General features: G+C 56.5%; 21 protein-coding genes. 5 read left to right on the forward strand and 16 right to left on the reverse strand.

Annotated features, from left to right (window positions below):
• Window positions 1-445: 445 nt before the first annotated feature.
• The 9 genes from dnaB to NML54_RS06325 all read right to left on the reverse strand — a co-directional run bounded on the left by dnaB (window position 446) and on the right by NML54_RS06325 (window position 7,696).
• Entirely contained in the window at window positions 446-1,801 is a 1,356-nt protein-coding gene (gene dnaB, locus NML54_RS06285) for a replicative DNA helicase (RefSeq protein ID WP_070674133.1), read from the reverse strand.
• 105 nt (window positions 1,802-1,906) lie between these two features.
• Entirely contained in the window at window positions 1,907-2,101 is a 195-nt protein-coding gene (locus NML54_RS06290) for a hypothetical protein (protein ID WP_254756733.1), read from the reverse strand.
• Window positions 2,102-2,269: 168 nt separating this feature from the next.
• Entirely contained in the window at window positions 2,270-3,076 is an 807-nt protein-coding gene (locus NML54_RS06295; RefSeq protein ID WP_254756735.1) for a class I SAM-dependent methyltransferase, read from the reverse strand.
• A 644-nt stretch (window positions 3,077-3,720) separates the two neighbouring features.
• Window positions 3,721-4,026: a hypothetical protein gene (locus tag NML54_RS06300; protein ID WP_254756737.1), complete on the reverse strand. Its 306-nt coding sequence runs from the start codon at window positions 4,024-4,026 to the stop codon at window positions 3,721-3,723.
• A 228-nt stretch (window positions 4,027-4,254) separates the two neighbouring features.
• Window positions 4,255-4,707: a 50S ribosomal protein L9 gene (gene rplI, locus NML54_RS06305; RefSeq protein ID WP_254756739.1), complete on the reverse strand. Its 453-nt coding sequence runs from the start codon at window positions 4,705-4,707 to the stop codon at window positions 4,255-4,257.
• A 20-nt stretch (window positions 4,708-4,727) separates the two neighbouring features.
• The gene (rpsR, locus tag NML54_RS06310) at window positions 4,728-4,964 is read right to left on the reverse strand and encodes a 30S ribosomal protein S18 (protein ID WP_004005948.1); all 237 of its coding nucleotides are present in this window, start codon (window positions 4,962-4,964) and stop codon (window positions 4,728-4,730) included.
• An 83-nt stretch (window positions 4,965-5,047) separates the two neighbouring features.
• Window positions 5,048-5,680, reverse strand: coding sequence for a single-stranded DNA-binding protein (locus NML54_RS06315; protein WP_254756741.1), 633 nt, complete (start codon window positions 5,678-5,680; stop codon window positions 5,048-5,050).
• Window positions 5,681-5,775: 95 nt separating this feature from the next.
• Window positions 5,776-6,081 (reverse strand): 30S ribosomal protein S6, encoded by a 306-nt coding sequence (gene rpsF / locus NML54_RS06320; protein ID WP_005504056.1) that lies wholly within the window; start codon window positions 6,079-6,081, stop codon window positions 5,776-5,778.
• Window positions 6,082-6,271: 190 nt separating this feature from the next.
• A complete protein-coding gene (locus NML54_RS06325) occupies window positions 6,272-7,696 on the reverse strand; it encodes a CCA tRNA nucleotidyltransferase (RefSeq protein ID WP_254756743.1) in 1,425 nt (474 codons plus the stop codon).
• Window positions 7,697-7,822: 126 nt separating this feature from the next.
• Here NML54_RS06325 and NML54_RS06330 point away from each other — a divergent pair, with 126 nt between their 5' ends.
• From NML54_RS06330 to trxA, 5 genes are all read left to right on the forward strand, one after another.
• Window positions 7,823-8,326, forward strand: coding sequence for an NUDIX hydrolase (locus tag NML54_RS06330; protein WP_254756745.1), 504 nt, complete (start codon window positions 7,823-7,825; stop codon window positions 8,324-8,326).
• 63 nt (window positions 8,327-8,389) lie between these two features.
• Window positions 8,390-10,054, forward strand: a complete 1,665-nt coding sequence (murJ, locus tag NML54_RS06335; protein ID WP_254756747.1) for a murein biosynthesis integral membrane protein MurJ — start codon at window positions 8,390-8,392, stop codon at window positions 10,052-10,054.
• Between the two features lie 184 nt (window positions 10,055-10,238).
• Window positions 10,239-11,435, forward strand: a complete 1,197-nt coding sequence (locus NML54_RS06340; RefSeq protein ID WP_254756750.1) for a serine/threonine protein kinase — start codon at window positions 10,239-10,241, stop codon at window positions 11,433-11,435.
• A gap of 246 nt (window positions 11,436-11,681) precedes the next feature.
• Entirely contained in the window at window positions 11,682-12,716 is a 1,035-nt protein-coding gene (gene trxB / locus NML54_RS06345) for a thioredoxin-disulfide reductase (protein WP_254756752.1), read from the forward strand.
• Between the two features lie 53 nt (window positions 12,717-12,769).
• On the forward strand, window positions 12,770-13,096 hold the full coding sequence (trxA, locus tag NML54_RS06350) for a thioredoxin (protein ID WP_254756754.1): 327 nt from the start codon (window positions 12,770-12,772) through the stop codon (window positions 13,094-13,096).
• Window positions 13,097-13,206: 110 nt separating this feature from the next.
• On the opposite strand, the gene NML54_RS06355 is transcribed toward trxA, so the two are convergent.
• The 7 genes from NML54_RS06355 to rnpA all read right to left on the reverse strand — a co-directional run bounded on the left by NML54_RS06355 (window position 13,207) and on the right by rnpA (window position 19,161).
• Window positions 13,207-14,427 (reverse strand): ParB/RepB/Spo0J family partition protein, encoded by a 1,221-nt coding sequence (locus tag NML54_RS06355; RefSeq protein WP_254756756.1) that lies wholly within the window; start codon window positions 14,425-14,427, stop codon window positions 13,207-13,209.
• Between the two features lie 236 nt (window positions 14,428-14,663).
• On the reverse strand, window positions 14,664-15,506 hold the full coding sequence (locus NML54_RS06360; protein ID WP_254756758.1) for a ParA family protein: 843 nt from the start codon (window positions 15,504-15,506) through the stop codon (window positions 14,664-14,666).
• A gap of 457 nt (window positions 15,507-15,963) precedes the next feature.
• Window positions 15,964-16,605 (reverse strand): 16S rRNA (guanine(527)-N(7))-methyltransferase RsmG, encoded by a 642-nt coding sequence (gene rsmG, locus NML54_RS06365; RefSeq protein WP_371925795.1) that lies wholly within the window; start codon window positions 16,603-16,605, stop codon window positions 15,964-15,966.
• 1 nt (window position 16,606) lies between these two features.
• On the reverse strand, window positions 16,607-17,173 hold the full coding sequence (locus NML54_RS06370; RefSeq protein WP_254756760.1) for a Jag family protein: 567 nt from the start codon (window positions 17,171-17,173) through the stop codon (window positions 16,607-16,609).
• Between the two features lie 111 nt (window positions 17,174-17,284).
• Window positions 17,285-18,274, reverse strand: coding sequence for a membrane protein insertase YidC (gene yidC, locus NML54_RS06375; RefSeq protein ID WP_254756762.1), 990 nt, complete (start codon window positions 18,272-18,274; stop codon window positions 17,285-17,287).
• Between the two features lie 51 nt (window positions 18,275-18,325).
• Complete coding sequence (gene yidD, locus NML54_RS06380) at window positions 18,326-18,799, reverse strand: membrane protein insertion efficiency factor YidD (protein WP_254756764.1); 474 nt, start codon at window positions 18,797-18,799, stop codon at window positions 18,326-18,328.
• On the reverse strand, window positions 18,796-19,161 hold the full coding sequence (rnpA, locus tag NML54_RS06385) for a ribonuclease P protein component (protein ID WP_254756766.1): 366 nt from the start codon (window positions 19,159-19,161) through the stop codon (window positions 18,796-18,798). Before rnpA ends, yidD begins: the two co-directional genes overlap by 4 nt.
• Between the last annotated feature and the right edge of the window lie 186 nt (window positions 19,162-19,347).

The raw sequence follows: 19,347 nt of genomic DNA on the forward strand, positions 1-19,347 counted from the left end.
AAAGCCAGTCAACCGCTTCTGACTAGGAGAAACACCGAAGAAGTTCTTCGTTTTTCCTCCTCGCCGCGGCGACTCATACAACTATACAGACCCCCAAACACCCCCGCAACCCGAAATAGGGTGAAGTAGACCACAAATAAGGCCTCGAATAGGTTTCAAACACCCTTCCAGGTACCAAAATACCTAGTCAGTGCTTTTTATGGGTGCTAAAAAATCTTTAAAAAACTTCCAAAAAACCTTATAAACGCAGAAGAAACCACTCAAACCCTCGCAGAATGCCCTCTAGCACCCCTCCGCAGCCCCCGATTCCCATACCCTACACCTGGGCGCCCATACCTATAGGTACAGAAAGCCCCTCCCCTTCCATCCCAAAAGGAACAGAAGAAGAGGGGTACAGCTACAGAGTGCTGAAAGCTTAGTACTGAAACGCTTAGTGCTGAGCTGGTTAGTACTGGGGAGGTGCCTCATTCGCCATATTGTTGAAGCGCGAGTACTTACCGCTAAACGCCAACGGGATAGTACGAGTCGGACCACCACGGTGCTTAGCAATAATCATGTCCGCCTCACCCACACGCTCACTATCCGGGTTATACATATCCTCACGATGCAACAGAATCACCATATCAGCATCCTGCTCAATAGAACCCGACTCACGCAGATCCGAAACCATCGGACGCTTATCAGTACGCTGCTCCGAACCACGGTTCAACTGAGACAGCGCAATCACCGGAACATCCAGCTCCTTAGCCAACAGCTTCAGGCTACGAGAGAACTCCGAAACCTCCTGCTGACGCGACTCAACCTTCTTACCCGAACTCATCAGCTGCAGGTAATCCAGCACCACAAGCTTCAAATCATTACGCTGCTTGAGGCGACGGCACTTCGCGCGAATCTCCATCAGAGTCATATTCGGCGAATCATCAATAAAGAGAGGCGCAGAATCAATACGACCCTGCAGAGTCGCCAGGTTCGTCCAGCCCTCAGTATCCAGGTCACCCTTCTTCAAACGACCCATCGAAATCTTGCCCTCCGCAGAGAGAATACGCATCGCCAACTCAGTACGACTCATCTCCAGCGAGAAAAACACAGTCGTCATCTGATGATGAATAGACGCAGAACGAGCAATATCCAGAGCCAAAGTCGACTTACCCACACCCGGACGAGCCGCAATAACAATCATCTGACCACCGTGCAGACCACCGGTCAGCTCATCAAACTCAATAAAGTCAGTCGGCACACCGTACACGCCATCGGGGCGGTTCGAGTTCGCATCAATCTCATTGATGGTCTCCTCCAACGCCTCAGAGAAAGACACATAATCTTCCTTCGCATTACCATCAGTCACCGCATAAATCTCAGCCTGCGCCTGATCGACCAAAGTATCAACCTCAGTCTCATTGGCGTAACCCAGCTGAGCAATCTTCGTACCCGCTTCAATCAGGCGGCGCATAATCGCGTGCTCCTTAACAATCTCAGCGTAATACTGAGCGTTAGCAGCAGTCGGAACCGACGCAATCAGCGTATGAATATAGGACGCGCCACCCACACGAGTCAGCTCGCCGCGCTTCTTCAGCTCATCAGCAACCGTAATCGCATCCGCAGGGCTACCGTGACCGTAAAGAGAAAGAATTGCCTCATAAATCGTCTCGTGCGCCGGCTTATAGAAATCAGACGCACGCAGGCTCTCAACCACATCCGCAATAGCGTCCTTCGACAGCAGCATGCCACCGAGCACCGACTGCTCAGCCACATCATCATGAGGCATAGTGCGGGAACCATAATCAATAGCAGTTTCAGACATGCTTATCCTCGCGTTTCAATCCGATATCTACGACGTTCCAGAAACAATTTCTGCAGAACTCCTATGCTAGTTTCTCACGAAGGCACACGCGAAACCCATATACACCTAACGGGGAGCGCGCAGATAATCCTCCATCTTCTCAACGGCGAGCGCCGCGCCATCCATAGTACGCATTGCCTCACCCAGCTGCCGCGCCCTAGCGCGCATGCCCTCATCGCTGAGCAGACGATCCAGAATATCGCGCCCATTGCCGCGGCACACATCATTCTTCGTAAAGAGCAGGGCGTTACCGTAGCACACGCACTATCTCAATGCAGCGCGTGGTTTCACCCATATTAAAGCTTTCGGAAGAGAAAAGAATACGGCTCATAACCTCACCAGTGTAAAACGGAGCCTTAGTATTCCCCCGTATACGGGGGAATACTAAGGCTCCGTTTCGCTATATAAGCTTTGCGGTGTGAGTCTGTCTTACTTCTTACGCAGAATCAGACCGATAGCGCCAATATGGTCCGCGTGACGGCGGAACACACCGCGCATACCCAGCACACGCTCACGAATCTGCGGCTTACGCACCAGGTTAAACGCAATCTTCGCAACGCCAGCGGCACCCTCATCAGCCAGCAGACGCTTCGGCTCCAACAGAGCCATATCGGTCTGGTACACATCCAGCACCTCAAAACCAGCCTCTTCCGCCAGAGCAGTCCACTCGGCAACAGTCAGCGGGCGGGCGTTCACACGGATAGTACGCGCCAAATCCTTCTGAATCTCTTCCTTCAGCTCGGGGCGCAGGTAATCAGGGACTAGCGACATCTCATGAATAGCGTAGTAGCCGCCCGGACGCAGCAGACGAGCCGCCTCACGCATAATCTCCAGCTTGTGCTTATCGGTCTGCATGGTCAGCATCGCCTCACCCACCACGGCGTCGTAGCTTTCCGAAGGCAGACCGGTTTCCTGAGCGCTAGCGTTCACCACACGGTAGTTCGGCTTAGTCGATGCGCCAATACGCTCGGTCACGATTTCAGCAGCATTGGGATCAAGATCCACACCGGTGTAGCTCTTGGGGGAACGCTTCACAATCTCCAGTGCGGTAATACCCAGGCCCGGGGCAAACTCCACGACGTCAATGTCGCCGCCCAGAGCCCGAGCCAGCAGCCAGTTGGTGGTCTCGCGGCCGCCGGGGCGCAGAACCTTCTTGCCCAGCTGAGCCAGCAGCCAGTGACCTGCCGCCTTTTCGGCGGGGCGGTCGGTACCGGGAACGGAAGGGGTCTTAGACACGGAAGACAACTCCTCAATACTTGTATTTAATATGCAAAATTTATCTTTACTAATTCTAGACCCGCCACCCCAAGAAAGGAAATATGACGTTATATAGAAGTATGGTTGCTCTTTATTACAGCATGCCGCAACACCACTACAGCCACCCTTGCTACACACCCTAGAGATTAAACAGAAACTGGAGCTGGACCTCTCAATCCAACCCCAGTCTCATCACACACACATACATACGAAAATCAGAGCAACTTCCGCAAGGAAAGTCCAACTTTCTGATGGCCCTCTCGAACCATATATATAAAGTATTATGCGTAAACCTTTATTCCCTGTAGGTTAAAGCTGTAAGAAAGCTGGGAATAGATTTTTCTTCAAAATCGGGGTTCAGCGCCCCGGATTTCACGCGGAAACTAGAAGTCGCGTTAAAAGAAGGATGGCAAGGCGCTTTTGCCTTGCCATCCTTCTTTCGCTAGCGGGCGACCCCGCTACACGAAACACACACATTCACATCGCAGTCCTCTCGAACCAACACTTATAGTAAACACCCCCAACCTTATGGGAGGATTGAATTTCGCTGGAAACAAGCTGGGAGAAAACTAACAGAACCCTGAGAGCTTTGATATTGTGCAGTTTGCGGACTCTAAACCGGACTAATAAGCCGCCATATACAGACCCAGCAGCACCAACGGGTTAACCACTACAGAAATAACCGCCAAGCAAATATTAGCCATGCGGTACTGACGGAACTTCACCAGACCCACCAGCGCGCACACCAGCGCAATACTGGACGCAAGGCCGCCAACCACCAACAAAAGAAGCAAAAGAGCAGTAGCGACATTAGCGTCCGCAAATGGGATAACCGCTAGAGCGCACAGCAACAAATTGACGCACTCCAACACCACACCCGTGGACAGAAGCTGCGCACTAGAAGACAAACGTGAAAAAGATCGAGCCATGTCTACCAGTCTACGGGGTCAATTGGCGTACTTCGCAGTCGCAACCGCTCTAACCACCAATCCTTCTGTAGCACAACACATATTCTCAGCCTCCAAAAACAATGTTTCACGTGAAACATGTACAGGAGCGAATACAACAAACGGGGCGCCCCTCACGAAGAGGGACACCCCGTCCGACACTCAACACCGCGGCATCAAAGCACCAGCGTCAAATATCTAAAAATCTACTTACGCAGCAGCAACGACGTCCAGGACAACGTTAGCAACAACGTCAGCGTGCAGGCGGACAGTCACCTTGTACTCACCGGTACGCTTGATAGCGGAACCCAGGTGGATGGTGCGCTTGTCAACGGAGCCAATGCCAGCAGCCTCAATAGCCTCAGCAATAGCCTCAGCCTTGACGGTACCAAACAGGCGGCCGTCAGCGCCAGCCTTGTGTGCAACGACAACCGGCTTAGTAGCCAGGGACGCAGCAATTGCCTGAGCCTCTTCCAGAGAAGCCTTAGCACGAGCCGCACGAGCGGCGCGGATGGACTCAACCTGCTTCTCGCCACCCTGGGTCCAGGTCACGGCGAAGCCGCGGGGCAGCAGGTAGTTACGTGCGTAACCGTCCTTAACGGTGACAACATCGCCAGCTGCACCGAGGCCGGAAACTTCCTGAGTCAGAATGATCTTAGCCATGTTACTGTCTCTCCTTCTCTTTAGCGGCCAGCGCCGGAGTAGGGCAGCAGTGCAACTTCGCGGGCGTTCTTAATAGCCTGAGCGATCTTGCGCTGCTCCTGAACGGTCACGCCAGTCACGCGGCGAGCGCGGATCTTGCCGCGGTCGGAGATGAACTTGCGCAGAAGTGCGACGTCCTTGTAGTCGATAACGGTGACGTCAGCAGCCTTGAGGGGGTTCTGCTTGGGTTTGGGCTTACGGATTTCAGCCTTAGCCATCGTGGTGCTCCTTAGAGTTGGGAGCCCGCGGCGGATAACCGCGGGATGGATTGATAAATTACTATTCGGAAAACGAAACCGGCTTAGAACGGAGGTTCGTCGTCGGCGCCGCTACCCCAGTCATAGTTACCACCAGACTGAGAACTCCACGGATCAGCAGCAGGAGCTGCCGGGGCCGCCGGAGCAGCCGGAGCGGAGTAGCCAGACTGGCCAGAGTAACCATTACCCTGAGCAACAGCAAAATTGTTCTGCTGAGGAGCGGAGAAACCGCCCTGAGCAGCAGCGTTGTACCCAGCGCCACCGCCAAAGCCACCCTGCGCACCGCCACCGAAGTTATTACCTCCGGCAGAACGCTGTGCGCGAGTCACCTGAGCAGTAGCAAAACGCAGAGTCGGGCCGATCTCCTCGACCTCAAGCTCAAACGAAGTACGACGCTCGCCTTCCTTGGTCTCGTACGAGCGAGACTTCAGACGGCCCTGCGCGATAACCTGAGTACCCTTCTTCAGAGTCTCTGCAACATTCTCAGCGTAACCACGCCACACCGACGCACGCAGGAACAGGGTCTCCCCATCCTCCCACTGGTTAGTCTGGCGGTTAAAAGTACGCGGAGTCGATGCGATCGTGAAATTAGCAACCGCCGCACCCGCAGGGGTGTAACGAAGCTCCGGATCGCCAGTCAGATTACCAATAACGGTAATAACGGTATCGCCTGCCATTTGATGCCTCCTCGATAAGAGTTACAAGTATGTTGAATCCAGTACAGCGCAACCCCCTGACATTTTTAGGGGGTCAGCCGACCGGAAAGAAACAACTACTTGCTGGAGATCTTCTGATCCTCCGGGCGGATGATCTTGGTACGCATGACGGACTCGTTCAGGTTCAGAACACGATCGAGCTCAGCTGCGGTCTCGGGGGTAGAGGTGAAGTTCACCACTGCGTAGATACCCTCAGACTTCTTCTGGATCTCGTATGCCAGGCGACGACGGCCCCAGATGTCGACGTTGTCGACGGAACCACCCTCGTTGGTCACGATCTCGAGGAACTTGGACAGCGACGGCTCAACCGCACGGTCCTCAACCTCGGGGCTGAGGATAACCATCAGTTCATATGCACGCATGATTAAACCCCTCCTTTGGGCTAAACGGCTATGGGATTTCCATAGCAGGAGATTCATTGTGCCCTACACGTGAAACACACCGGGCGGGGAACACGCATAGATTTCTTAACAATACACGAGAAAAAGCAGATAGAACAGTACCGCAGCGCGTGACCTCAACCATGCGATGCGGTACCAAAAACCGCAGAAGCTACGCCTCCCGACGCTGCTCCCACCACTGCACCAGACGAGCCTTCGCATCCTCCTCAGGAAGCGAACCCTCATCCAGACGCACATTCAACAAAAACGTATACGCCTCACCCACCACCGGGCCCGGCGCAATACCAAGAATCTGCATAATCTGACCGCCATCCAGATCCGGACGAATAGAATCCAGCTCCTCCTGAGCAGCCAACTCAGCAATACGACGCTCCAAATCGTCATACGCCTCAGCCAGCGAACGCGACAAACGACGATTACGAGTCGTCACATCAGAACGCGACACACGATGCAGACGCTCCAACTGATCACCCGCATCACGCACATAACGGCGCACCGCAGAATCAGTCCAACCCGATTCACGGTAACCATAGAACCGCATATGCAGCTCCACCAGACGAGCCACAGCCTTAATCGTGTCATTATCAAAACGCAGCGCACGCATACGCTTCTTTACCATCTTCGCGCCCACCACCTCATGGTGCAGGAACGAGACGGAGCCGTCCTTCTCAAACTTACGAGTCTTCGGCTTACCAATATCGTGCATCAACGCTGCAAAACGCAGAATAAAATCAGGAGCCGGACACGGGCCATCCTCGCCCGTCTCCTTCTCCATCGCCTGCTCCATCACCTTCAACGAATGCGCATACACATCCTTATGGTGATGCGCAGGATCCATCTCCATACGCAACGCAGGAAGCTCCGGCAACACATAATCCGCCAGACCCGTATCCACCAGCAGGTTCAAACCCACCCGCGGATAATCCGCCTCAATCAGCTTCACCAACTCATCACGCACACGCTCAGCCGAAATAATCTCAATACGGCCAGCCATCTCACGCATCGCCTCGAAAACCTCCGGGGCAACCTCAAGATTAAAACGCGCAGCAAAACGAGCCGCCCGCATCATACGCAGCGGGTCCTCAGAAAAAGACTCCTCCGGCGAGCGCGGAGTACGCAAAACACCCGCACGCAAATCCTCAACGCCACCAAACAAGTCAACAACCTCACCACTGGGCAGAGCCGCCGCCATCGCATTAATCGTGAAATCACGACGCACCAAATCAGCGCTCAAATCCGTGCCGAACTCAACCGTCGGCTTACGCGAATCCGAAACATACACCTCAGCACGGTACGTGGTCACCTCATACACTACGCCATTCTTACGCGCACTAATCGTGCCGTACTCCTTGCCGATATCCCACGTATGCTCACCCCATCCACGCAGAATCTGCTCGCTCTGCTCCGGAGTAGCATCCGTCGTCAAATCAAAATCGGTGAAGAGACCGTCCTCAACCCGCAGATTATCGCGGACAATACCGCCCACCAAGTACAGCTCAAAACCCGCCGCACGGTACAGTTCTCCCAGCTCGGCGGCATCCGGGTACTTCGACACAACATCAATAATCAGCGACATAATCCTTTAATCGTGCCAGAAAAACCACCCACGCGCCCACCCCACACCCACAACACCCCACCAAAGACAGCTATCTCACCCCAAACCGAGGCACCAAAACCTCAGCCTATCGGTTAAGGTAGAACCATGAGCATTCCCGTACCCCGCGCCCCCAAAACGCGCTTCACCGCGCCCGCGCGAGCGGTACCCGCCCCCGAAGAAGTCTCCGCAGGCGGGCTCATCATCAACTTCGACCGGCCCGAACAGCTACCCGTGGCCATCATCGCCCGCATCAACCGCAACGGACAACGCGAATGGTGCCTACCCAAAGGCCATATCGAACACGGCGAAACCACCGTCGAAGCCGCACAACGCGAAATCAGCGAAGAAACCGGAATCACCGGCTACCCCGTAGCCTCCCTCGGCACCATCGCCTACTGGTTCACCTCCAACGGCACGCGCATCCACAAAACCGTACACCACTACCTCTTCGCAGCAACCGGCGGCGAACTCAGCATCGACAACGACCCCGACCACGAAGCAATCGACGTCGCCTGGGTCCCCCTCGAAGAGCTCCCCACCCGCCTCTCATTCGCCAACGAACAACACATAGCCCGCAGCGCGCGCGAATACATCACCACCCAGCTCTAAACACCTGCTGTAGAGCCCAAAAACTAAAAGAAGCAATCACCCGCCGACACAGGAGAGACATACGTGGCACGTAACGACGCCCGCTCAAGCGCAATCATGGCAGCAGGCACCCTCGTCTCGCGCATCCTCGGATTCGTCAAGACCATCCTGCTCACCGTAGCCATCGGCTCACTCTCAACCGTCGGCGACGTCTTCGAAACCGCCAACACCCTACCCAACCTCATCTACGTCCTCGTAGCAGGCGGCGTCTTCAACGCAGTCCTCGTACCGCAAATCATCAAAGCCGCCAAAGCACAAGACGGCGGCGCACAATACATCTCCAAACTCGTCACCCTCACCGTCACCGCAATCGGCCTCATCACCCTCATCACCGTCGCCTGCGCCTGGCCCATCATCAGCATCATGGGCTCAGGATGGAGCCCCGAACAACGGCAGCTCGGCTTCATCTTCTCCCTCTGGTGCCTACCCCAAATCTTCTTCTACGGCCTCTACACCGTCATCGGACAGGTCCTCAACGCCAAAGACGCATTCGGCGCCTACATGTGGTCGCCCGTACTCAACAACGTCATCACCATCCTGTCGCTGATCCTGTTCATCTTCCTCTTCGGCGCACAAACCCCCAACCCCAACCCGATTCACACCGTAGACACCTGGACCAACGCACAGACCCTCGTGCTCGCTGGCTCCTCCACCTTCGGCGTCATCATGCAGGCACTCATCCTGTTCATCCCCCTACGCAAGCTCGGCCTGCGCCTCAAGCCCGACTTCGCATGGCGAGGCATCGGCCTGCGCGCAGCCTCCAAGCTCGCCGCCTGGACCCTTGCCTCCGGCATCATCTCCAACCTCGCGTTCCTCTACATGACCAAGGTCGCCGCAGGCATCGTCGGCCAGCGCGAACATTACGCCACCCTCGGCATACAAATCCCCGGCCTGCAGGCACTCAACTACGCCTCGATGCTGTACATGCTCCCGCACGGCGTCATCGGCATCTCCATCGCCACCGTGCTCTTCAACCGCATGAGCGCCTCCGCCATCGCCGACGACAGCGACAGCGTCATCTACGCACTCTCCCACGGTCTGCGCAACGCAGCCGTAGCCACCGTCTTCTGCATGGTCGCGCTCATGGTACTCGCAGGCCCCGTCGCCGTACTCTTCAGCGGCGGCGACCCTATCGCAGCAACCATCATCGCCAAGCTCATCGTCATCACCGCGCTCGGCACCCCCACCCTCACCATCAACTACCTCTACAGCCGCGTGCTCTACGCCCGCGAAGACGCGCGCACCCCCTTCCGCATCCAGGTGTACTCCGCCATCATCATGGTCATCATGAGCTTCGCAGCATCCCTGCTCGACGCACAGTACACCGTGTACATGCTCGCCTTCATCTACCCGGTACACAACATCCTGATCATGCTCATCAGCCACCACATGGTCCGCCGCCGCCTCGGCTACTACGGCCAGCGCGGCATCGTCAGCGCCTACGCCCGCACCACCCTCGCATCCCTCTTCGCCGGCGGCATCGCAGCCATCGCACTCTGGATGCTCGGCGGCTACCAGCTCGACGGATTCGCCTGGGCATCCAAGCTCACCGCAATCATCACCCTCGCCGTATGCGGCACCGTCATGGGCCTGGCATACCTCGCCGGTATACAAATCTTCCGCGTCAAGGAAGCCAACGCACTACTGGCACCCCTCACCTCCAAACTTGAGCGTTTCGCCCGCCGCTAAAGCAGTACACAACGCCCAACCCGGGTAGCTGCGCGTGCATCCACCGGAGCCAGCAGAGGACACAGGCAGCCACCCGGACACCACAAACTATCACTCAGCCCCAGCATCCTTCAATGCCGGGTAGAATCTAATAGTCAGGGCCCGCCATACGGCAGGCACCATGAAACCACCTCGGGAGAACACGTTGTCGCAACAGATTCCGGTCGGATCGGTCCTCGGAGGCCGCTACGAGATCACCGCACACATCATCATTACGGCAGAATCCGATATGGTGCTTGAAGGCACCGATCAGATTCTCAACCGTAAGGTCTCGGTCGTCGTCGCATCGCCCAGCCGCAGCGCACTGCTGGAAGTAAACTCCCGCGCGCTCGCAACCAACGCACGCGGCAACATCCAGATTCTCGACCTGGGCATCACCCCCGAAGGCAACCGCTACCTCGTCACCTCCCACACCCACCCCGACACCCTGCTGGACACCCTACTGGTCGAAAACCACGCACTCTCCAACGCAGAAGACGCGCTGGGCACCGAAATCTTCGGCGACTCCGAAAGCAGCAGCTCCCCCAACACCTACGAGAAGGTCTCTGCTTCCAGCGCCAACCAGGAGAGCATCACCGCCGCCAAGAACTGGAACGCATCCGACAGCTCAGCCGTCACCGCATACTCCGAACCCACCAGCATCTACGAAGATGACGAAGAAGAAGACGAAGAAGACGGCAGTCGCGGCACTTGGGCAGTCGCCCTGGCAGCAGTCCTGCTGCTCGTCATCGTCGCAGGCGGTATCCTCACCTCCCTGGGCGCAATCGGCTCCAACCAGGCAGCCGCACCGAACACCCCCAAGTCCTCTATCTCCGCCTCCGAATCAGCTGGGGCAAACGTCAGCGCATCGACACCCCCGACCGCTAAGGCGTCGAACGCACCGGCTAAGATCGCGTCCGTGGCCCGCTTCGCACCCTCGAACACCACGTTCATGAACGACATGGACGCCCTTATCCCGAACCTGACCGACGGTAATGCCAACACCGCATGGATTAGCTACGGCTTCGGCACCGCCAACTACGCCGGCACCATCAAGGAATTCGGTCTGGCACTGAACCTGCAGACCCCCACCGTCGTCTCCAAGCTGACCATCCAGCAGAACACCGGCACCGGCGGCTCCTTCACCGTCTACACCAACAGCTCCGCATCCCTGAACGGTGCTGTTGAGGTAGGCAAGGGCGCCTTCGAAGGCAAGGACGCAGTCGTCACCTTGGACACCTCCAAGCAGAGCGCAGAAAAGGGCGCTTACGTAATCATCGTGGTCAACGAGCTGCCCCGCCTCTCCCTGCCGATTGGAAGTTGGAGTTACGGTCTGCGCATCAACGAAATCAAGGTGGACTAATCAACCCATAACGCGACGCTGACAAAGCACTCACACCCCAGACATAAGGGCGGGGCTTCTGAACTCAACGGGTTCGGGAGCCCCGCCCTTTTTGATGTCCATTTATGACTCTTTATGGCAGGGTAGCTACTCAAAGATTCACAGTGCGCGGAGTATCTGGATAAGGGTCCCCCAAAATGGAATAATCGAGGATAAAGCCCTGTTATAGGGGCAGAACGAAAGACCTACAACGGAAAGACATATCCGATGACTGAGAATCTGGGAGGCCTCTTCGGAGGCGCCGCCCTGGGCAATCTGACCCTCGCGTCCGCACCCACCACCGAATCGGCACCGGCTGCCGAGGTTGAGGTCGACACAACCGTCCACAACGTCATTATTGTGGGCTCCGGCCCCGCTGGCTACACCGCTGCAATCTACGCGGCACGCGCCGAACTGAAGCCCGTCCTCTTCGCCAGCTCCCTGGCACCCGGCGGCTCCCTCATGAACACCACCGAGGTGGAGAACTTCCCCGGCTTCATTCAGGGTATCCAGGGCCCCGAGCTGATGGAAAATATCGGCCAGCAGGCCGAGCGTTTCGGGGCAGACATCCGCTACCAGGACGTAGAAAAGGTCGAACTCACCGGCGACGTGAAGAAGGTCTACACCGCAGACGGTGCCGTTCACCTGGCGAAGACCGTCATCATGACCACCGGTTCTCAGGTCCGTAAGCTCAACATCGAGGGCGAAGACCGACTCTCCGGTTACGGCGTCTCCTGGTGCGCAACATGCGATGGCTTCTTCTTCAAGGACAAGGAAATCGCAGTGGTCGGCGGCGGCGACTCCGCACTGGAGGAGGCGTTGTTCCTGACGACCTTCGCATCCAAGGTGTACCTGGTGCACCGCCGCGATTCTTTCCGCGCTTCGGAAATCATGCAGACCCGCGCATTCAACAACCCGAAGATTGAGGTTGTATGGGATTCGGCTGTCACCGCCGTTCACGGCGAGAGCAACCTCGAGTCAATCACCCTGACCAGCACCAAGGACGGTTCTGAGCGTCAGATGGCTGTTCAGGGCCTGTTCATCGCTATTGGCTCCGATCCTCGCGTGGAACTGGTACGTGACCAGCTGGAGATTACCGAGAACCACACCATCGCGGTTCAGGGTCGTTCTTCGAAGACTTCCGTTCCCGGTGTTTTCGCTGCCGGTGACGTGATTGACCCGACCTACCGCCAGGCAATTATTGCCGCTGGTTCCGGTGCTGTTGCCGCTCTGGACGCGCAGCACTACCTCGAAAACCTCTAAACTATTTGTATTACTCGCAGGGGAATCCGCCCCGTGTCAGAAAGGAGCACTCCGTGAGCAGTGCACAGCAGGCAACTGATGCCACTTTTGACGAACTGGTTCTGAAGAACGACAAGCCCGTTATCGTGGACTTCTGGGCTGAATGGTGCGGCCCCTGCCGTATGGTTGGCCCCGTGATTGACGAGATTGCTGGCGAGTACGCCGGTCAGGTCGACGTGGTCAAGGTGGATGTTGAAGCAAGCGGCGATACCGCCATGAAGTACGGCATCACCTCTATTCCCGCCATCTACCTTTTCAAGGGTGGCGAGGTCGTCAAGAAGACCGTAGGCGCTAAGACGAAGTCCGCTCTACTGGCCGAGTTCTCCGAGCACCTGGACTAATCTTTCGAGAAGTTAGAGAAAAACCCTTGGTGATGTTTCACGTGAAACATCACCAAGGGTTTTTGTATATACAACTTATTTCAGTTGCTAAATATTTTTTATGTGAAAATTTAGCCCGAGAAATCAGAATCCAAAACACGGATAATACGGTTCAAATCCTCAACATTCGCGAACTCGATGGTCATCTTACCCTTGCGGGCACCCAGTGAAATCTTCACCGAAGTATCGAGCTTGTCAGCAAAAGCCTCCGCAATATAATCCAGGCGCTCACGGTGCTTCTGAGGCTGAGGAGCCTTGCGCTCCTTCACCTCCGCAACGCCGGATGTATGGTTCACCAGCTCCTCAGTTGCGCGAACCGACAGCCCCTCATTCACAATCTTCTGCGCAAGAGTCTCAATCTGAGCCTGGTCCATCAGAGCCAGCAGGGCACGCGCGTGACCCGCGGAGAGAATACCTGCCGCAACGCGACGCTGCACCAGAGCCGGCAGCTTCAGCAGACGAATCGTGTTCGAAATCTGGGAGCGAGAACGACCAATACGCTTAGCCAGCTGCTCCTGAGTAGTGTCGAACTCCTCCATGAGCTGCTGGTATGCCGCCGCCTCTTCTATGGGGTTCAGCTGGCTGCGGTGCAGGTTCTCCAGCAGGGCGTCGCGGAGCAGATCACCGTCTTCAGTCTCACGAACAATCGCCGGGATGGTGCTCAGGCCAGCTGCCTGGGTTGCACGCCAGCGGCGCTCGCCCATGACCAACTCATACTTTTCGGCGCCGTTTTCGCGCGAGGGACGCACAACGATCGGCTGCAGGACACCAACCTCACGAACCGAGTGGATAAGCTCTTCCATATCCTGCTCATCAAAATCGGTTCGGGGCTGCTTGCGGTTCGGGTGGATATCGCGAACGTTCAGCTCAGCAAACTGGGCACCAGGAACCGGGACCAGGCGACTCTGTTCCTCAGAAGCGGACTGCGGGATGGAGACATCTTCACCAAAGAAGAAGTCCACCGGGCGGCGAGTCAGGGTGGTGTTGCGCAGTGCCGCACCCATATCCACACGAGACTTCTTCTTCGATGTTTCACGTGAAACATCCTGCGAGGAGGCGGGAGCTTCCACCTTCTCCTCTACCTTTTCATCTTCAGCAGGCTTAGCCTCGTGAGCCATTTCGAAGAGACCGTCGGTCATGGGCTCTTCAATCGGAGTGGACACCTTCTTGGGTGCAGTCTTTACAGCAGCAGTCTTTTCGGATGCCTTCGCCTCAGCATTACCAGAATTCTTCGTACTCTGAGGGATCAGTGCCCCCAGGCCACGACCCAAGCCGCGTCGCTTTTCAGCCATCGTTACTCCTTAGGACTCCCGGATGAGCCCGCTCATTTTTTCTTCTTCATCTAGTGTAAACGAAATAAGCACCCGAAAGCAGGAGTGAAAACTGCACTGCACATACTCCGAATTATTACCAATAATTAATTCTCTAAGGCTGTTTTCTCGTGTTTATCCCAGAAAATACCACACACAATGAGCCCTTTTGGATCATCAATAGACAATCCAAAAGGGCTCATTTCAAAAGATTTAGATTATGCGGATCGGCGCGAGAGCTCCTGTGCCGCCTCGCGGTAGGCGCGAGCGCCAGTCGACGAAGAATCGTAGGTGATGACGGTCTGCTGATAGCTGGGAGCTTCAGAGATACGAACCGAACGAGGAATCTTGCCCCCCAGAGTCTCCTCCGGGAAGTGCTCGCGCACTTCCTCTGCCACCTGGAATGCCAGGTTGGTACGAGCATCGTACATGGTCAGGAGGATTGTGCTGATGCGCAACTTGGAGTTCAGGTGCTTCTGAATCATCTGAATATTCTTCAGCAGCTGACTCAGGCCTTCCAGAGCGTAGTACTCGCACTGGATCGGAATCAGAATCTCTTCTGCCGCAACGAAGGCGTTGACGGTCAGCAGACCGAGGCTCGGCGGGCAGTCGATAAAGACATAGTCCAGTCGCTCCATGCCCTGCTTATCACGCCATTCAGTGTAGTCCATCAGAGCATTCTTGAGGCGAGTCTCGCGTGCCACCAGGGAGACCAGTTCAATCTCCGCGCCCGCAAGGTCGATATTGGCGGGGGCACAGAACAGGCCGGGCATATCGGGGCATTCCTGAACAATTTCAGAAAGCGGCTTATCCTCAATCAGGACGTTGTAGACACTGGGAACATCCACACCGTGCTCAATGCCCAGTGCGGTCGAGGCGTTACCCTGAGGGTCATTATCGATAACCAGGACGTTCAGTCCACCCTCCGCGAGCGCGGCCGCGAGGTTCACGGCGGTGCTGGTTTTACCCACACCGCCCTTCTGGTTCGACACGGTGAAGACACGCGTATGCACAGGCTTGGGGAGCGAATCTGCGGCAGATTTCTGAGCTTGAGGAGTCATCGGGTGCCTTCCATATTCCGGGTGGTGTGTCTACGGTGATGTTTCTTATGATGCCTCGCGTGCGGCAATACTCTGCGGTATTCGTGTGCGAGGAGGATTCAACCTCCATTCCCCCACCGTTCACTCATCTCAGCATGTTTCACGTGAAATGTACTCAGTGAGGTGATGAAGTCTGCAATGTTTCACGTGAAACATTGGTACTGTCTGACTGGTTTTGAAGGACTCAAGGTCCCCTGGTGAACTATCAGGCTTTGATGTAGAAGAGTCTAAGGTTTCAATCCTTCACTTAAGGGTACCCGGCATCAGGTCAATACTCCACGCGAGACATCATTCTATGTACTCTACAGATACAATTGCCGCGTACACCCGGCAAGCCAGCATACAAAAAATGGGCGGTACCACGTAAGCCAGCCTATTCACTAGCTCATTGCGGTACCGCCTATTTGAGACGAAACCTTTAGAGGCGAACTCGAACCACCGTCGTCGGCTCTTCCAGCAGGTCACCGCCGGCGGTGAGAATCTCAGTCTCACGCGCACCGTAGCGGTTCAGCTTCTTCTTTGCCTTAGTAATCTCCTCCGCGGCACTACGACCCTTCAGAGCCAGCAGCTCACCGGTGCCACGCAGAATCGGCAGAGTAATGTCCAGCAGGCCCACCAGGGCGGACACAGCACGCGCAGTCACTACATCAGCCTCAACAGCACCCACAGCCTGCTCGGCACGCGAGCGCAGCACGGTCACGTTCTCCAGACCCAAATCCTCAACAACCTCATTCAGCCAAATCACGCGGCGCTCCAGAGGTTCAATCAGAGTCAGCTTCAAATCCGGGCGGGCAATCGCCAGGCACAGACCGGGCAGGCCGGCACCAGAACCAACATCCGCAACCGACGCGTTCGGCGCAATGTATTCCTGCACCACGGCACAGTTCAGCACGTGGCGAGCCCACAGACGCGGAACCTCACGCGGGCCGATCAGGCCACGCTCAATACCGGTCGTCGCCAAGTGCTGCACGTAGCGCTCCGCCAAAGGCAGACGCTCACCGAACACAGCCTCCGCTGCGGCACGCTCGCTCTCGCTGAGAGCAACCATCGAAGTCTCCATACTAGACTCCTACCTCGGGAAGAGAAATCACCACGTGACGGCGAGGACCCTCACCCTCAGACTCGCTGTACAAGCCAGCAGCAGCCACCACATCGTGCACGACCTTACGCTCGTACGGGCTCAGCGGCTTCATGTGCTCATTACGACCGGTAGTGCGCACCTTCTCAATCGCGTCGGCAGCAATCTTCTCCAGATGCTCACGACGCTCAGCACGGTAGCCAGCAATGTCCAGGATCAGGCGGGAACGGGTGCCGTTACCCGCCAGGACGGAGAGGCGCACCAGCTCCTGCAGGGCCTCCAGAACCTCGCCGTGGCGACCAACCAGGTGGCGCAGTTCCTCATTGTCATCATCGTCATTAACAACCGACAGGTAGATGCGGTTATTGCGCACCTCAATATCAATGTCGCCGTCCATATCGACAATATCGAGGAGCTCTTCGAGGTAGTCAGCGGCAATATCGCCTTCCTCGTCGATGTCCTCAAAATCGTCTTCTTCGCCCTCAAAGGGCTCCTCTACCAGCTGCTCCTCAACGAGCCGCTCGTCCTCATATTCCATAGCTTCAGTCACAATAATCCTCGGGGTGTTCGGAGGGGTGTCCTAGGGGTAAAAAGTATCTCATACACGGCGCCGGGCCCGCGCCACACGTGGCGAGAACCCGGCCCGAATCACGGAAGAAAACTACTTCTTTCCGTTCTGCTTATTGCGTTGCTGCTTCTGGCGCTTCTTACCAACCGGCTGCTGACGCTGACCCGCAGCGGCACGCTCACGAGCCTCCTGCAGGTCCTTCTCGTGCTGCTCACGGGTCTTACCAATCGGAGGCAGGCCCTTCGCAGCACGGCGAGCGTTCAGCTCACGCTCCGCCTGAGAACCGGGGGTCGGGTTATTGCGGATAACCCACCACTGCTGGCCCAGCGACCAAAGGTTCGACACGGTCCAGTAGTACATAACACCCAGCGGGAAGTTAATACCGGAAACAGCGAAGATGATCGGGAAGATGTACATGATCATCTGCTGCTGACGGAACATCGGAGAGTTCAGAGCCGCCTCCGACATGTTCTTCACGCTCAACTGCTTCTGAATGTAGAACTGGGTCGCACTCATTAGAACAATCATGATGACCGCCTGAACAACGGTCGCGGTAGTATCGCCAGCGCCCGGGTGCAGCGTGGTTGCGAACAGCTGCGCACCAAAAATCTGCGAGTCGTTGAACTGGTGCACCAGATCAGCCGGTAGCATGAGCACGCTCTCGTTACTCTGCGCCGCGGTAGGAACGCCCATCAGCACCTGGTACAGACCGAAGAAAATCGGCATCTGAGCCAGAATCGGCAGGCAGGACGCGAAGGGGTTCGTACCGTGCTTACGGTACATTTCCATCTGCTCCTGAGCCATAGCCTGGCGGGAGAGCTGGTCCTTTTTGCCCTTGTACTTCTCCTGCAGCTTCGCCATATCGCCTTGCATCGCGGCCATACCGCGCATCGCCTTAATCTGCTTGACGAACAGCGGAATGGTCAGGGTACGCATCACCAGGGTCAGGAAGATAATGCACAGAACCCAAGTCAGACCGGAAGCCGGGTCCATGCCCAGCGAGGTGAAAAGAGTGTGGAACAGCCACAGGACCACTGAGACGATCCATTTAAACGGCCAAAGAATTAAATCAAAAATATTCACGCGGGAATACTCCTTAAGGACTCGGCTAAGTCATTGTGTGGGAGGCGCCGCCTACTCAGGGCGGGCGTCACCACCGGTGTAAGGGGTGTAAAGATGGGGGTGGTTGAGCAGAATAATTTTCGGTTCTGCTCCGGGAGCGAAAGCACGCTTCCCCTCCGGCACTGGGTCGATACCTCCGGTCGCCCAGGGAACACACCGCAGAATACGGCGCACCGTCAGGGAAAGCCCGCCCATCACACCGTGGGTGGTCAGCGCCTCCAGAGCGTAGGCTGAGCAGGTCGGGTAGTAGCGGCACACATCCCCGTAGAGGGGGGAGATGACCTTGCGGTAGGCCTTCATGCACGCGATCAGCAGGTTCTGCGGTAGAACGTAGAGAGCCTGCAGGAAAGTTTCAGGCCTCACAAATTCGTTAGGTGCTAGTGCCAGTAGCTCGTCGGGGCCCAGAGTCTCGGCAGAGGCGCTATAAGTGCCGCTGTGATGCGCGTGGAAGCGTTCTTCACAGCGGTCACGCTGGGAATGACTCACAGCTTCTCCTTGCTCTGAGGCAGGTCGAGCTTAGCGAACGCGATCTCGAGCGCCGATTCGTAGTCGCGGCGTAGCTGATCCCAGCTGGCGCTCGCGGAGGCGGGAAGTGCTCGCACAGCAATGGCGTAGCCTTCCGGATGCGAGGCGCAGGTGAGCGCGGCAAGTTCACGCAACCGGCGCTTGACCAGATTGCGTGTGACTGCGTTGCCCACCGCCTTCGACACAATGAAACCTACATGGGTTGTTTTTCCAGGATTTTTCGCCGTAGATACAACGATGTTCCGACGTCCTGTACGGATGCCGGAACGGAAGGCGTGGGAGAATTCAGCGCTGGTGCGCATACGGTGCCGTTGAGGCAGCACGTGTTCCCCTTTACGTAGTGTGGGAGATTCGGCTCTTGTGGTGAGCTGACCTCCGCGTGTATTTCACGCTTAATGATAGTTCGCCCCCCCCGGGAGCCCCCACGGGGGGGGGGCAAAAATGAGGGGTTTTGGGCCGAGCGGTTTGCGGGCCCAAACCCCCGGGGGCGCGACAAAAGCGCCGCGGGG

It is taken from the genome of Rothia gullae (genome assembly GCF_024294905.1).
GTDB lineage: Bacteria > Actinomycetota > Actinomycetes > Actinomycetales > Micrococcaceae > Rothia.